Raw genomic sequence first — 13771 nt, forward strand, 5'->3', positions numbered from 1 at the left:
GGTCACGCGGCGGCTTTCGATCCGGCAAGATCGGCGGCGGTGCTGTCGATGAGATCGGCCAGGCTGTCGCCGCGCGCGCGCGCTGCGAAATTCAGCGCCATGCGGTGACTGAGCACCGGGCGCGCCATGTCGAGCACATCCTCGGCCGAGGGCGCCAGCCGCCCGTGCAACAGCGCGCGGGCACGCACCGTGAGCATCAGCGCCTGTGCCGCCCGTGGTCCGGGGCCCCAGGCCACGGTCTCGCGGACCTGTTGCGAGGCGCCGTCCTCTTCGGGGCGGAAGGCGCGCACGAGGTCGAGAATCATCTCGACCACGCTGTCGCCCACCGGCATCCGCCGCAGCAGTTGCTGCGCTGCAATCAGGTCGGCGGCGGTGAACACCTCGGTGGATTGGTCCTCGCTGTCCCCGGTTGTGGCCAGAAGGATGTCACGCTCGGTGTCGCGGTCAGGGTAGGCGACGTCGATCTGCACGAGGAAACGGTCAAGCTGGGCTTCGGGCAGCGGGTAGGTACCTTCCTGCTCGATCGGGTTCTGCGTCGCCAGCACATGGAAGGGCATGCCGAGAGGGCGGTTCTCACCCGCGACGGTGACGGTCTTCTCCTGCATCGCCTGCAGAAGCGCCGATTGGGTCCGGGGCGAGGCACGGTTGATCTCGTCCGCCATCAGGAGCTGGCAGAAGATCGGGCCCTGGATGAAACGGAACGCCCGGGTGCCGTCGGCAGCCGTGTCGAGCACTTCGGAGCCCAGGATATCGGCGGGCATCAGGTCCGGCGTGAACTGAACGCGGTTGCCGTGCAGGCCCATGACCGTCGAGAGTGTTTCCACCAACCGCGTCTTGCCCAAACCCGGCAAGCCGATCAGCAGCCCATGGCCGCCGCAAAGCAGGGCGGCCAGCGTGAGTTCAACGACCCGCTCCTGTCCGATGAAGCGCTTGGTGATCGACGCCTTCGCCTCGCCCAGCCGCGTACCGAGGGTCTCGATGTCCGCGACCAAGTCTTCTGCTTCGCTCATGACAACCTACTCCAATGGCCTATAGTCATGGTGTAACCTATCGCGCCAAACGGGAATGGCAAAAGCAATGAGTGGACAAAAAACCGTGACACCGTCGGCAGAAAGTCTTGCGGCTTCTATAACTGCCGCAAAAACACGCGGATTGCCGCCCGTCCACCTCTGGAATCCGCCGTTCTGCGGCGACCTGGATATGCGGATCGCCCGCGACGGCACGTGGTTCTACCAGGGCACCCCGATCGGGCGGCCCGGCCTGGTCAGACTCTTCTCGTCGATTCTCAAGAAAGAGGGCGAGAGCTACTTTCTCGTGACGCCGGTCGAGAAGGTGGGGATCACGGTCGATGATGCCCCCTTCGTTGCCGTCGACTTCGAGGCCACAGGCGAGGGCACGGACCAAACACTGACGTTCGTGACGCAGGTCGAGGACGAGGTGGTGGCCAGTGCCGATCTGCCACTCCGCGTGGCGCGGGATGGCGAGACCGGCGAGCCATCGCCTTACGTGCGGGTCCGGGCCAATCTCGAGGCGCTGATTGACCGCAAGAGTTTCTATCGGCTGGTCGATCTCGGTGTGCATCACGACGGCTGGTTCGGGGTGTGGTCAAAAGGCACCTTCTTCCCCATAATTCCGAGCGCCGAGCTGCCCTGACCGGAAAGCGGTTTGCGGCGGTCGGGGAGGCATCCTAACCTGATGCCGACGACAGACCTCAGCCGGACCACATTATGAAATTCGCCGCCAACCTGAGCCTTCTCTGGCCGGAGTTGCCGTATCTCGATCGCTTCGATGCAGCGGCGGAGGCCGGCTTCGATGGGGTCGAGGTGATGTTCCCTTATGAGATGCCTGCGAAAGACACGCAGCGAGCGCTGATGCGCGCGGGGATTCAGATGGTGCTGATCGCAGCACCGCCGCCCAATTACACCGGCGGCGCCCGCGGTTTTGCTGCGGTTCCAGAGGCGGCCGAGCGGTTCAGATACGATCTGCGGCGGGCGATGCGGTATTGCATGGCGCTGCGCGCCCCGGTGTTGCAGCTTCTGGCCGGCGCGGCCGAGGGGGATGCGGCGCGCCGGACGCTGGTCGAAAACTTGGCGTTTGCCGCGTCCGAAGCCCCCGAAGGTCTTCTGGTTACGATCAGCCCCGTCTCGGTCGCGGATCTGCCCGGATCTTTTCTGAGCTGCTACGACCTTGCCGCGGAGATCCTCGAAGAAGTGAACGCGCCAAACGTCGGGCTGCAATTCGACAGCTGCCAAGCGGAGGTGATGCACGGCGATCCGGTCCGCGTTCTCGAAACCCACGCGGCGTTGATCCGGCACGTGCAGGTCTCTGACCCACCTGATGGTGCGGCGGATCTTGATGCCCTGGCCACGGGGCTGATGGATATCGACTATGGCAGCTGGGTCAGCGTGGGCTACGACCCCTCTGCGCCGCCCGAGACCCATCGAGAGGCCTGCCAGAGGCTGCGCAGATAGCGGGCGCTCTGCGCGCGTCCGCAGGTGTCAATCGGGGCCTTGGGTCTTATGTTGGCTACATTCGAGAAGGAGAGCGCCAATGATTCCCGCCCGCTACCAGCACGTTCTGTTCGGTTTGATTCTGTCGGGCCTGATGTCGTTCATCGTCTCGGGCATCGCGACCTTCCGGACCGTGGGTGGGATCGACGGCTTCCTGCTTTTGTGGATGACCAACTGGCTGCCCAGTTGGGCCGTGGCGTTCCCGACGGTTCTGGTGGTCGCGCCGATCACGCGGCGCATCGTGGCGCGCATGGTCCGGCCGGATCCGCAAGCACAGGGTTAGTGGGCCACGGCCCAATTCTCCCCCTGACCGGCATCCACGCTCAGTTGAACGTCGAGTTTGACGACCGGGTCGCAGGCCGCTTCCATGACCGTACGGGCAGCAGCAATCAGGTCGTCCTCGGCGCCCTGCTCCACCTCGAACAACAGTTCGTCGTGGACCTGCAGCAGCATCTTCGCGGGGAGCCGTTCGATGGCGGCGGGCATGCGCACCATGGCGCGGCGGATCACATCGGCCGCCGTGCCCTGGATCGGCGCGTTGATGGCGGCGCGGGCGGCGAAGCCTGCGTGCGGGCCCTTGGCGCCAATGTTGGGCGTGTGGATGCGGCGGCCAAAGAGCGTCTGCACATAGCCGTGGTCTTTAGCGAAGGCCTTGGTGTCGTCCATGTAGGCCCGGATGCCCGGGAAGCGCTCGAAGTAACGGTCGATGAAACCCTGCGCCTCGCTGCGCGGGATGCGCAGATTGCGCGCGAGGCCAAAGCCGGAGATGCCGTAGATCACGCCGAAGTTGATGGCCTTCGCGCGGCGGCGGATCTCGGGGGTCATCTCCTCCATCGGCACGTCGAACATCTCGGAGGCGGTCATGGCGTGGATGTCGTCGCCACGCCTGAACGCCTCTTTGAGTGCGGGGATGTCGGCGATATGCGCCAGGATGCGCAGCTCGATCTGGCTGTAGTCGAGCGCCACCAGTGTCTTGCCCTCTTCGGCGACAAAGGCCTCGCGGATGCGGCGGCCTTCCTCGGTGCGGACGGGAATGTTTTGCAGGTTCGGATCTGTGGAGGCGAGGCGGCCGGTGGACGCCCCGGCAATCGAGTAGGACGTATGCACCCGGCCCGTCTCGGCGTTGATATGGTCCTGCAGCGCATCGGTGTAGGTCGATTTCAGCTTGCTGATCTGGCGCCAGTCGAGCACGCGGGCGGGCAGCTCGTGCTCGGTCGCCAGATCTTCGAGCACGTCGGCACCGGTGGCGTAGGCGCCCGTCTTGCCCTTCTTGCCACCGGGCAGGCTCATCTCGTCAAAAAGGATTTCGCCAAGCTGCTTGGGTGAGCCGACGTTGAAGCTGCGCCCAGCGAGCTCGTGGATCTCCGCCTCCAGCCCTGCCATGCTCTGGCTAAAAGCGTTGGACATGCGGCTCAGCGTGTCGCGGTCGACCTTGATGCCGGTGCGCTCCATCTGGGCCAGCACCGGCACCATCGGGCGCTCCAGCGTTTCATAGACCCGGGTGACCTGGGCGCGGTGCAGCGAGGGTTTGAACTGCTGCCAGAGACGCAGGGTGATGTCGGCGTCTTCGGCGGCATAGGGCACGGCATCGTCCAGCGGCACCTTGTCGAAGGTGATGGCGGATTTGCCCGACCCCAGCAGCGGTTTGATCGGGATCGGCGTGTGGCCGAGGTAGCGCTCGGCGAGCTGATCCATCCCGTGGCCGTGCAAGCCCCCGTGCATCGCGTAGGACATCAGCATCGTGTCGTCGATGGGGCTGACCGTGATGCCGCCGCGCGCGAAGATCTTCAGATCGTACTTCATATTCTGCCCGATCTTGAGGATCGATGGATCCTCCAACACCGGTTTCAGCATCTCCAGCGCTTCATCAAGCGGCATCTGCCCCTCGGCCAGATCGTCGGAGCCGAAGAGATCGTCGCTGCTGCTTTTCTTGTGAATGAGCGGGATGTAGCAGGCCTGCCCTGGCTCGACGCTGAGCGAGATGCCAACCAGATCGGCGGTCATTTCATTGAGGCCCGTGGTTTCGGTGTCCACCGCCACATAGCCACGCTCGTAGATCCGGTCGATCCAGGCTTGCAACTCGTCGATGGTGCCGACCTTGGAATACCCCGCGCGATCAAACGGCACCTCCTCGATCTCGGGCGCCTCTGGGGCGGAGGCAGGGGTGTCGTCGATCTCGGGTGGTTCGACATCGAGTTTCTCGGCAATCCGCTTGGTCAGCGTCCGGAACTCCATTTCGGCGAGGAACGGCATCAGCTGGTCGGGATCGGGCGTGCGCACTTCCAGATCATCCAGCGTGAATTCGAGCGGGGTGTTCTCGTCGAGCAGGACCAGTTTCCGGGAGAGCCTGATCTGCTCGGCATGATCGATCAGGGTCTGCCGGCGCTTCGGTTGCTTGATCTCCTCAGCGCGCTCCAGAAGCGCGTCGAGATCACCGTATTCATTGATCAGCAGGGCCGCCGTCTTGATCCCGATGCCGGGCGCGCCCGGCACGTTGTCGACGCTGTCCCCCGCGAGCGCCTGCACATCGACCACGCGGTCGGGGTAGACCCCGAACTTCTCGAACACACCGTCGCGGTCGATACGCTTGTTCTTCATCGCGTCCAGCATTTCGACCCCGTCGCCCACCAGCTGCATCAGGTCCTTGTCGGAGCTGATGATGGTGCACCGCCCGCCCAGCTCGCGCGCCTGCACGGCCAGCGTGGCGATGATGTCGTCGGCCTCGTAGCCCTCCAGCTCCTTGCAGGCGATGTTGAACGCCTCGGTCGCGCGGCGGGTCAGCGGGATCTGCGGTCGCAGATCCTCGGGCATCTCGTCCCGGTTGGCCTTGTACTGGTCGTAGATCTCGTTGCGGAAGGTGTGGCTGCCCTTGTCGAAGATCACGGCCACATGGGTCGGCGCATCATCGCCTGTGTTTGTCTCGACGTAGCGCTGCAGCATGTTGCAAAAGCCCGACACCGCGCCGATGGGCAGCCCGTCCGATTTGCGCGTGAGCGGCGGCAAGGCATGGTATGCTCGGAAAATAAATGCCGATCCGTCGATGAGATGCAGATGGTGCCCTTTGCCGAAAGCCGTGCTCATTGTAATGTGCCTCTTGTCGTACAGTCAGGGAGCGTTTCCATGTTATCCCGTATCGCGCCGGTGGCTGCAATCGCCCTTTGTCCTGCGCTGGCGTCCGCTGGGCCGAAAGTGGACATGAGCTGTCAGGACGACATCGGCACACCGGAGAACTGCGTGCCCCTGATCGCCTGCATCGGTGGCGAGGGGAACTACTTCACCGGGCGTGCCATGGGCTGGAACGAGGGTACGTTCGCCGGTGACACGCAGGCGGGCCCGTCCTGTTCGGGCGCATGGACGTCGCAAAACAGTCTCGGGCTTGGCCAGGCCGTGTTCGAATGCGACAACGGCACTTCGGGCGTGGCCTTCTTCACCTATCAGGACAGCCTGACCGGAACCGCGACGGGGCAAGGCCTGATGTCCGATGGATCAAGGCTGCGCGTCTGGTCCGGCCGCAACATTCGGCAGTTCATCGCAAATAAATCGGGCGACGTCGACGCCGCGCTGACCTGCGGCGAGGTGGTTGTGCCGATCAGCTAGTCCGCCCTGGCGCGCCGGGCTATGCCTTCTCGGCGAAATCCTTGTGGATGTATTTGCAGTCGCAATAGCCGCATTCGACCCATCCGGTGTCCCGCGGGATCTGCAACCAGACACGCGGGTGGCCCAGAGCGCCTTCGCCGCCGTCACAGGCGATGCGGAAACTCTCGACGATCTTGGTTTCGGGCGGCTGCTGCATGTGTGGCTGGTCCTTCGGCTCTGCGCTGCTGTTATGACCAAAGCGCTTGCCGGTCGCAAGCCTCTGCGTGCCGGGCCGATTGACCGGCCGGGCGCGCGGGCCTAGGCTGAGCGCGGGAGTGGCAGACCGCTATGGGAAAGGGCTGTCATGCGTCAGATTACATCACCCCCCAAACCGTCTTCAGCGGGTCGCGTCGCGGGCGGCCGGCCTCGATCCGATCAGAAGACCTCTCGACTGTCCGCGCGCGCCGACCAAAGCGGCACCGTGCAGGCATTGCAGCTGTTGCAGCGCAAGGCCGATCAGACACCCTTGCAGCTCTACACGAAAACCCGTGCGGACGACGGCGGCTGGTTCATCGGGGACCAGGCCGCATGCCATCTGCACGTCGAGATCAGCAAGCCGCATTTCAAATACGGCAAGGACAAGGGCAGCCGGATCGACTTTGGCACCAATATGAATCAGCCGCGTCTGCAACGGGCCTATGAAGAACTCAAGGCGAACTATCGTGGGCTCTCGGGCTATGCCGACTGCATCGAGTATCTCGAAGAGATGGGCTGCGCGGATGCGCCGGTCAAGACGCTGATAGAGTACGGGTTGGAGCGCGGCAGTTACCCCCCGCGGCTCAACCGGGGTGAGCAGTTCGCGGATGAGAGCGGAACGGTTTACACGCACTGAACCCGGGATCCCGGGAAACGGGTTCACCCCCAGCGTCACAGCCGCTAGAAGGAGGCGAACCATCCAAACCGGAAGCCTGAATCCATGTCTGGAAAGAAGCCCGTCGTCCTCTGCATTCTCGATGGCTGGGGGATCAGCGACCGCCGCGAGGGCAATGCACCGCTACTGGCGGACACGCCGAATATGGACCGGATCATGGCAAGCTGCCCAAACGCGACACTGACGACCTTTGGCCCGGATGTCGGACTGCCGAAAGGGCAGATGGGCAACTCGGAGGTCGGGCACACCAATATCGGCGCGGGGCGTGTGGTGGCGATGGATCTGGGGCAGATTGACCTGGCCATTGAGGAGGGCAGCTTTGCGCAGAATACGAGGCTGCGGGCCTTCATCACCCGGCTGCACGGCACTGGTGGCACGGCGCATCTGATCGGCGTTGTCTCGGACGGGGGGGTGCACGGCCACCTCAACCACATGATCGCGGCCGCCAAGGCGCTTCATGACGCGGATGTGCCGGTCGTGATCCACGCGCTGACCGACGGGCGCGATGTGGGCCCGAAGACCGCCAAGACGTACTTCGAGACGCTTGAGGACGCGCTGCCCCGGGGGGTGAAGATCGCGACGGTCACGGGGCGCTACTATGCGATGGACCGCGACACCCGGTGGGACCGCGTGTCGAAGGCCTTCGCAGCGATCGTCAAGGGCGAAGGCCATGCCGCGACAGATGCGCAGACAGCGGTGGAAGGTGCCTATGCCCGCGATGAAACCGATGAGTTCATTCAACCCACCGTGCTTGGTGGATATTCCGGCGCGCGGAATGGCGATGCGGTGTTCTGCCTGAACTTCCGCGCCGACCGTGCGCGCGAGATCATGGCCGCCATAGGTGATCCGGCCTTCGATGCCTTTCCGACCGGCCCGCGGCCCAACTGGGCGGCGCTGATGGGTATGGCGCAGTATTCCGAAGCCCATTCCGAATATATGTCGGTGATGTATCCGAAACCGGAGATCGCCAATACCCTCGGCGACTGGGTGGCGCAAAAGGGGCTGCGGCAGTTCCGGCTGGCCGAAACCGAGAAGTACCCGCATGTCACCTTCTTCCTGAACGGCGGCGAGGAGGTCTCCTTCGACGGTGAAGACCGCAAGATGCCGAAATCGCCCGATGTGGCGACCTACGATCTGCAGCCCGAGATGTCAGCGGGCGAGGTGACGGATGCCTTGGTCAACGCAATCGAAGCGCGCTATGACCTCATCGTCGTGAATTACGCCAACCCCGATATGGTCGGGCACACCGGCGATCTCGATGCTGCGATCCGGGCCTGTGAAGCGGTCGACCAAGGCCTTGGGGCTGCGCTCGAGGCGCTTGAGGCCGCGGGCGGGGCGATGATCGTGACCGCAGATCACGGCAATTGCGATGTGATGATCGATCCGGAGAGCGGCGGGCCGCATACGGCGCATACGCTGAACCCGGTGCCGGTTGTCGCAGTTGGTGCGCCGGATGGGGCAACGATGGTGGACGGGCGGTTGGCAGATCTCGCGCCCACGGTCCTGCATCTGATGGGCATCGCACCCCCGCCCGAGATGACGGGGCGGTGCCTGCTCTCATGAGGTGGCTTGCGCTGAGTGCGGCACTTCTTGTCCCGGTCTGGGCCATGGCCCAGTCGGACAACGCAGAGCGGGCCCGCGCCGCCATGACGATGTTGCAGGAGGCCTCGGCGCGGCTCGAGGCCGCAGACAGCGCGCGCGACCGGGTCCGCGCCCTGACCCAGACAATCCAGGCCTTCGAGGAAGGCCTCGCTGCGCTGCGCAGCGGGTTGCGGCAGGCGGCTGTGCGCGAAGCCCAGCTTGCCGCGCAACTCCAGGCACGTGACGAGGAGGTCGCGACCCTCCTCGCGGTGTTGCAACGGATCGGTGCGCAATCGACACCCGTGGCTCTGCTGCATCCGGGCGGACCGACTGGGACGGCACGGTCAGGCATGCTGCTGGCCGACATGACCCCGGCGCTGAACGCGCGCGCGGCCGATCTGCGCCGCGATCTGGAGAGTTTGCAGGTGCTGCGGTCGATGCAGACCGATGCGGCGGACCAGCTGACCCTCGGGCTCAACGAAGTTCAGGCGGCACGAACGGCGCTCAACCAAGCGATTGCGGAGCGCTCTGCGCTGCCGACCCGCTTCACGCAGGATCCCGTGCGCGAGGCGATTCTGTTGGCCTCTGCCGAAACTCTGGACAGCTTCGCTCGTGGCTTGCAGCGCGTCACGGTGGATGAGACGGCCGCTGCACCGGCGGCATTGGACGGAACCAAGGGTGATCTGCGCCTGCCGGTGCAGGGCGTGATCCTGCGCGAGGCCGGAGCCGCGGATGCAGCAGGCGTTGTCCGCCCCGGTATCATCGTGGCGACCCGCCCCGAGGCCATCGTCACGAGCCCGGTCGCGGCAACAATCCGCTACACCGGCCCCCTGCTCGACCTCGGACAGGTGGTGATTCTCGAACCGCAGGCGGATGTGCTCTTTGTCCTTGCGGGTTTAGATGTCGTTTACGGACGCGCCGGAGAGGTTATTGACGCAGGCGCTCCCTTGGGGCTTATGGGGGACTCTGCGGCGGAAAACCGGCGGGAATTGTCAACAGATGGTGATGACACTGGCGCCCTGCGGTCAGAAACGCTCTATATAGAGGTAAGATATCAGAACGTGCCCGAGGACCCCGGCCTCTGGTTCCGAACCGATAAGGATGGATAGAGAACAATGAAAAAGTTTGCCATGGCGGCATTGGGCGGCACCCTCGCAGGCGTCATCGCGACGACGCAGGTGGTCGGGCCCCTTCTGGCCCAGGAAAGCGAGAAATCGAGCAACGTCTATGAACAGCTGGATCTCTTTGGTGACATATTCGAGCGCATTCGGGCCCAATATGTCGAAGAGGTTGATTCCAAGGAACTTATCGAGGCGGCCATCGACGGGATGCTGACCTCGCTCGACCCGCATTCGAGCTATCTCTCGCCGGATGACGCCGCTGCCATGCGGGTACAGACGCGCGGCGAATTCGGCGGCCTCGGGATCGAGGTCACGCAGGAAGAAGGTTTTGTGAAGGTGGTCTCGCCCATCGACGGCACGCCGGCAGATGAGGCCGGCGTCGAAGCGGGCGACTTCATCACTCACGTCAATGGCGAATCCGTACTCGGCCTGACCCTCGATGAAGCGGTCGAGATGATGCGCGGCCCCGTGGGATCTGAGATCCTGATCACCGTCGTGCGCGAAGGTGAGGCGGAACCCTTCGACGTCTCGATCATCCGCGACACCATCAAGCTGACAGCAGTTCGCACGCGCACCGAAGGCAATACCGTGGTGCTGCGGGTCACCACCTTCAATGACCAGACCTACGCCAATCTCAAGTCCGGGCTGGAAGAACAGATCGAGGAAGTCGGCGGGATCGACAAGATCAACGGCATCGTCATCGACTTACGCAACAATCCCGGAGGCTTGCTGAACCAGGCGATCGAGGTGTCGGACGCCTTCCTTGAAAAGGGTGAGATCGTCAGCACCCGCGGCCGCGAAGTCCAGGATGGCGAGCGGTTCAACGCCACGGCGGGCGATCTCGCGCAGGGCAAGCCGATCGTCGTTCTGATCAACGGCGGGTCGGCCTCGGCCTCGGAGATCGTCGCGGGCGCGCTGCAAGACCATCGCCGCGCCATCGTCGTGGGCACCAAGAGCTTCGGCAAAGGGTCGGTGCAGACGGTGATGCCGCTGCGTGGCGAGGGTGCGATGCGCCTGACCACGGCGCGCTATTACACGCCGTCGGGCCGGTCTATCCAGTCGCTGGGCGTCTCGCCTGATATCGTCGTGCAACAGCCGCGCAATCGGCCCGAGACCGAAGACGAAGAGGATGATGCGACACCGCGGAGCCTGCGGTCGGAGGCGGATCTGCGCGGCAGCCTGAACAACGACAGCCTCTCCGAGGACGAGATCAAGCAGATCGAAGCCGACCGCGCGAAGGCGGAAGCCGCAGCCGCGCTGCGTGAAGAGGACTATCAACTGGCCTACGCCATCGACATCCTGAAGGGACTGAACGCGCTGGTCCCGGTCGAGTAGATCGTCAACAGACCTTCGCGCGTTCCGAAGAGCGGTGCGCAGGTCTGACGGAAATCGCGGTCGCGGGGGCGCTCAGAATTGTGCGCGCCTGCGACGTGAGACAGTCAGATCGGCGAGGACCAGCGTGGTGTCAGCGGGCGCGTCGAAGATCAGGTCGATCCAGGCGCTTTCGACCCGCTTCTCATTCAGCTTGGTGTAGGCGAGGTCGAAGTCGGCCGCGACCGGCCCGGTCTGCATCTCCAGATCGCAGACAATCTGCTCGGTGTTTGGACCGTGACGCACGTTGAGCCGCCCGAAAGCCTTGATCTCGCGGCTCGGCTCGATTGCGCTGTGCAGGCCAAGCACATGAGATTTGGTCAGTCCGGTGACAGCGGCATCAGGCAGATCGACGACCACTGACACGAACGAGCCGTCAAACCCCGCGACCTTCACCTGCAACCCATAGGCGGCGCCATCCGCGCGGGGCGAGCGGTTCTGCCGCACGACAATCTCGGCCCGTTGACCATCATGAAAGAGCGAAATTCGATCGTCGAGTCGTGTCTGTTCTGACACCACCGACGATTGCGGCACGGACAATGGCTTGCACCATAAATCGGGCCGCCACGCCCAATCGGCGTTGAGAGGTTTGGGGAGGCTGTCCGATCCGTCTGACCTGTCCGGGCCGTTCACCGGGGTATCCGGTTTGGCGCCAAAAAGCCGCCCGATCAGCGCGGATCGCCGCCGGCCTGTCATGTCTCGGCGCCCCGGCCCCACCGGAGCGCGCCGCATGTTGAACCGTGGCGCGGGGCTATCCTATGTCCCGGGCTGGTTGGCATGGATCTGGCGCTCAGAGCTCCATGTAGGCATGACCCTCCTCCTTGGCGCCGGGGTGCGTGACCGCGCCCAGATAGGTCGGGCCGACGAGTTTGGCGTATTTCCAAAGCGCGCCTGCTCCATAGATCGTCTGACGCGGACCGGTCCAGGCGGCCTTGCGCTCGGCCATCTCGTCTTCCGAGATATCGACGGTGATCGTGCCTTCGATGGCATTGAGCGTGATCATGTCGCCGTCCTTCAAAAGTGCGATGGGGCCGCCGTGGGCGGCCTCGGGGCCCACGTGGCCGACGCAGAACCCGCGCGTGGCACCCGAGAAGCGGCCATCGGTGATCAGCGCGACCTTCTTGCCCATGCCCTGGCCCGACAGCGCTGCGGTCGTGGCCAGCATCTCGCGCATGCCTGGCCCGCCCGCGGGCCCCTCGTTGCGGATCACGAAGACATCGCCTTCCTCATAGGTGCGGTTCTGCACCGCCTCGAAGGCGTCCTGCTCGCATTCGAAGACCCGCGCAGGGCCGGTGAAAAGCAGGTGCTGCGGCTCCATCCCGGCGATCTTCACGATGGCACCTTCCGGGGCGAGGTTGCCCTTGAGACCGACCACGCCGCCGGTCTTGCTCAGCGGTGTTTCGACCGGGTAGATGACCTTGCCATCGGCCTCCAGCGAGACCTTGTCGAGTTCCTCGCCGATCGAATAACCCGTCACGGTCATGCAATCCTCATGGATCAGCCCCGCCTTGCGCAGCTCTTTCATCACCACGGGAACGCCGCCCACTTCGTAGAGGTCCTTGGCCACATACTGCCCGCCCGGTTTGAGATCGACGAAATAGGGTGTGTCGCGGAAGATCTCGCAGACGTCTTCGAGGAAAAAGTCTATGCCGGCCTCATGCGCCATGGCGGGCAGGTGAAGGCCCGCGTTGGTCGAGCCACCAGTGCAGGCGACGATGCGCGCGGCGTTCTCGAAGGCTTCGCGCGTACAGATATCCCGCGCGCGGATGTTCTTCTCGATCAGGGTCATCACGGCAGCACCGGAGGCCTCGGCATAGGCGTCGCGGCTCTCGTAAGGGGCTGGCGCTCCGGCGGAATTCGGAAGTGCAAGACCGATGGCTTCCGACACGCAGGCCATGGTGTTCGCGGTGAATTGCCCGCCGCAGGCACCGGCGGAGGGGCAGGCGACCCGCTCGAGGATTTCAAGCTCAGCTTCGGTGAGGCTGCCGTTCTGCTGCCGTCCGACGGCTTCGAACATGTCCTGCACGGTGAGGTCGCGGTTGGCGAAATCCTCGGGCACCTTGGAGCCCGTCGGCGCGCGGCCGGGCAGGATCGACCCGCCATAGAGGAAGACCGATGGCACGTTCAGACGGATCATCGCCATCATCATGCCGGGCAGGGACTTGTCGCAGCCCGCCAAGCCCACGAGTGCATCGTAGCAATGGCCGCGCATCGTCAGCTCGACCGTATCCGCGATGGCCTCGCGCGAGGCCAAAGACGAGCGCATGCCCTCATGCCCCATCGCGATGCCGTCCGTCACGGTGATGGTGGTGAACTCGCGCGGCGTGCCGCGCTCGCGCTTGACGCCCATCTTCACCGCCTGCGCCTGACGGTTCAGCGCGATGTTGCAGGGTGCGGCCTCGTTCCAGCAGGTGGCCACCCCCACCAGCGGCTGGTGGATCTCCTCTTCGGTCATGCCCATGGCGTAGTAGTAGGAGCGGTGCGGCGCGCGCGCAGGGCCTTCGGTCACGTGGCGGCTGGGCAGTTTCGATTTGTCGAAACGCTGGCTGGTCATGGGCTGTCTCCCCCTCAAAAGTATCCCAATCCGAATAGCCAACCCCCTTATGGCCTGCAAGGCACAAGCGTTCATCCGCGCACACAGCATGACCATATGTGCGCTTGTATTGGCATATCGGGGGCCC

13 protein-coding genes are annotated in these 13771 nt (G+C 64.4%); 8 read left to right on the plus strand and 5 right to left on the minus strand.

All coding sequences use genetic code 11. The features are described from left to right. Positions 1 to 2: 2 nt before the first annotated feature. The gene (locus MUB52_RS01630) at positions 3 to 1010 is read right to left on the minus strand and encodes an AAA family ATPase (RefSeq protein WP_263842435.1); all 1008 of its coding nucleotides are present in this window, start codon (positions 1008 to 1010) and stop codon (positions 3 to 5) included. A gap of 67 nt (positions 1011 to 1077) precedes the next feature. On the opposite strand from MUB52_RS01630, the gene MUB52_RS01635 reads away from it, so the two are divergent. The 3 genes from MUB52_RS01635 (at position 1078) to MUB52_RS01645 (ending at position 2793) form a co-directional block, all read left to right on the plus strand. Then, on the plus strand, positions 1078 to 1653 hold the full coding sequence (locus MUB52_RS01635; RefSeq protein WP_263842436.1) for a DUF1285 domain-containing protein: 576 nt from the start codon (positions 1078 to 1080) through the stop codon (positions 1651 to 1653). Between the two features lie 74 nt (positions 1654 to 1727). Next, entirely contained in the window at positions 1728 to 2471 is a 744-nt protein-coding gene (locus MUB52_RS01640; protein WP_263842437.1) for a TIM barrel protein, read from the plus strand. 79 nt (positions 2472 to 2550) lie between these two features. Continuing rightward, on the plus strand, positions 2551 to 2793 hold the full coding sequence (locus MUB52_RS01645; RefSeq protein WP_263842438.1) for a DUF2798 domain-containing protein: 243 nt from the start codon (positions 2551 to 2553) through the stop codon (positions 2791 to 2793). Here MUB52_RS01645 and polA read toward each other — a convergent pair. Continuing rightward, positions 2790 to 5591 carry a DNA polymerase I gene (polA, locus tag MUB52_RS01650; RefSeq protein ID WP_263842439.1) on the minus strand — a complete coding sequence of 934 codons (2802 nt, stop codon included), beginning with the start codon at positions 5589 to 5591 and terminating at the stop codon, positions 2790 to 2792. The genes MUB52_RS01645 and polA overlap by 4 nt on opposite strands. A gap of 39 nt (positions 5592 to 5630) precedes the next feature. Between polA and MUB52_RS01655 the strand changes: the two genes are divergently transcribed. Then, positions 5631 to 6107, plus strand: coding sequence for a hypothetical protein (locus MUB52_RS01655; RefSeq protein ID WP_263842440.1), 477 nt, complete (start codon positions 5631 to 5633; stop codon positions 6105 to 6107). Between the two features lie 19 nt (positions 6108 to 6126). Here the strand turns inward: MUB52_RS01655 and MUB52_RS01660 are convergent, their stop codons facing one another. After that, positions 6127 to 6303 (minus strand): zinc-finger domain-containing protein, encoded by a 177-nt coding sequence (locus MUB52_RS01660; protein ID WP_263842441.1) that lies wholly within the window; start codon positions 6301 to 6303, stop codon positions 6127 to 6129. A 264-nt stretch (positions 6304 to 6567) separates the two neighbouring features. Here MUB52_RS01660 and MUB52_RS01665 point away from each other — a divergent pair, with 264 nt between their 5' ends. From MUB52_RS01665 to MUB52_RS01680, 4 genes are all read left to right on the plus strand, one after another. Next, positions 6568 to 6978, plus strand: a complete 411-nt coding sequence (locus MUB52_RS01665; RefSeq protein WP_263842442.1) for a hypothetical protein — start codon at positions 6568 to 6570, stop codon at positions 6976 to 6978. An 84-nt stretch (positions 6979 to 7062) separates the two neighbouring features. Then, positions 7063 to 8580 carry a 2,3-bisphosphoglycerate-independent phosphoglycerate mutase gene (gene gpmI, locus MUB52_RS01670; RefSeq protein WP_263842443.1) on the plus strand — a complete coding sequence of 506 codons (1518 nt, stop codon included), beginning with the start codon at positions 7063 to 7065 and terminating at the stop codon, positions 8578 to 8580. Further along, complete coding sequence (locus MUB52_RS01675) at positions 8577 to 9707, plus strand: murein hydrolase activator EnvC family protein (protein WP_263842444.1); 1131 nt, start codon at positions 8577 to 8579, stop codon at positions 9705 to 9707. Before gpmI ends, MUB52_RS01675 begins: the two co-directional genes overlap by 4 nt. A gap of 6 nt (positions 9708 to 9713) precedes the next feature. Continuing rightward, entirely contained in the window at positions 9714 to 11054 is a 1341-nt protein-coding gene (locus tag MUB52_RS01680) for a S41 family peptidase (RefSeq protein ID WP_263842445.1), read from the plus strand. A gap of 72 nt (positions 11055 to 11126) precedes the next feature. Here the strand turns inward: MUB52_RS01680 and MUB52_RS01685 are convergent, their stop codons facing one another. Next, a complete protein-coding gene (locus tag MUB52_RS01685) occupies positions 11127 to 11786 on the minus strand; it encodes a DUF6478 family protein (RefSeq protein WP_263842446.1) in 660 nt (219 codons plus the stop codon). Positions 11787 to 11880: 94 nt separating this feature from the next. Next, a complete protein-coding gene (ilvD, locus tag MUB52_RS01690) occupies positions 11881 to 13644 on the minus strand; it encodes a dihydroxy-acid dehydratase (protein WP_263842447.1) in 1764 nt (587 codons plus the stop codon). Positions 13645 to 13771: the final 127 nt, after the last annotated feature.

It is taken from the genome of Roseobacter sinensis, assembly GCF_025755255.1.
In the GTDB taxonomy this organism is placed as follows: Bacteria; Pseudomonadota; Alphaproteobacteria; order Rhodobacterales; family Rhodobacteraceae; genus Roseobacter; species Roseobacter sinensis.

Coding starts and splice junctions, on each gene's coding strand:
- MUB52_RS01685 (WP_263842446.1), bottom strand. CDS start 11,786: ATGACAGGCCGGCGGCGATCCGCGCTGATCGGGCGGCTTTTTGGCGCC.
- MUB52_RS01675 (WP_263842444.1), top strand. CDS start 8,577: ATGAGGTGGCTTGCGCTGAGTGCGGCACTTCTTGTCCCGGTCTGGGCC.
- MUB52_RS01645 (WP_263842438.1), top strand. CDS start 2,551: ATGATTCCCGCCCGCTACCAGCACGTTCTGTTCGGTTTGATTCTGTCG.
- MUB52_RS01655 (WP_263842440.1), top strand. CDS start 5,631: ATGTTATCCCGTATCGCGCCGGTGGCTGCAATCGCCCTTTGTCCTGCG.
- MUB52_RS01630 (WP_263842435.1), bottom strand. CDS start 1,010: ATGAGCGAAGCAGAAGACTTGGTCGCGGACATCGAGACCCTCGGTACG.
- MUB52_RS01640 (WP_263842437.1), top strand. CDS start 1,728: ATGAAATTCGCCGCCAACCTGAGCCTTCTCTGGCCGGAGTTGCCGTAT.
- MUB52_RS01635 (WP_263842436.1), top strand. CDS start 1,078: ATGAGTGGACAAAAAACCGTGACACCGTCGGCAGAAAGTCTTGCGGCT.
- polA (WP_263842439.1), bottom strand. CDS start 5,591: ATGAGCACGGCTTTCGGCAAAGGGCACCATCTGCATCTCATCGACGGA.
- MUB52_RS01680 (WP_263842445.1), top strand. CDS start 9,714: ATGAAAAAGTTTGCCATGGCGGCATTGGGCGGCACCCTCGCAGGCGTC.
- MUB52_RS01660 (WP_263842441.1), bottom strand. CDS start 6,303: ATGCAGCAGCCGCCCGAAACCAAGATCGTCGAGAGTTTCCGCATCGCC.
- gpmI (WP_263842443.1), top strand. CDS start 7,063: ATGTCTGGAAAGAAGCCCGTCGTCCTCTGCATTCTCGATGGCTGGGGG.
- ilvD (WP_263842447.1), bottom strand. CDS start 13,644: ATGACCAGCCAGCGTTTCGACAAATCGAAACTGCCCAGCCGCCACGTG.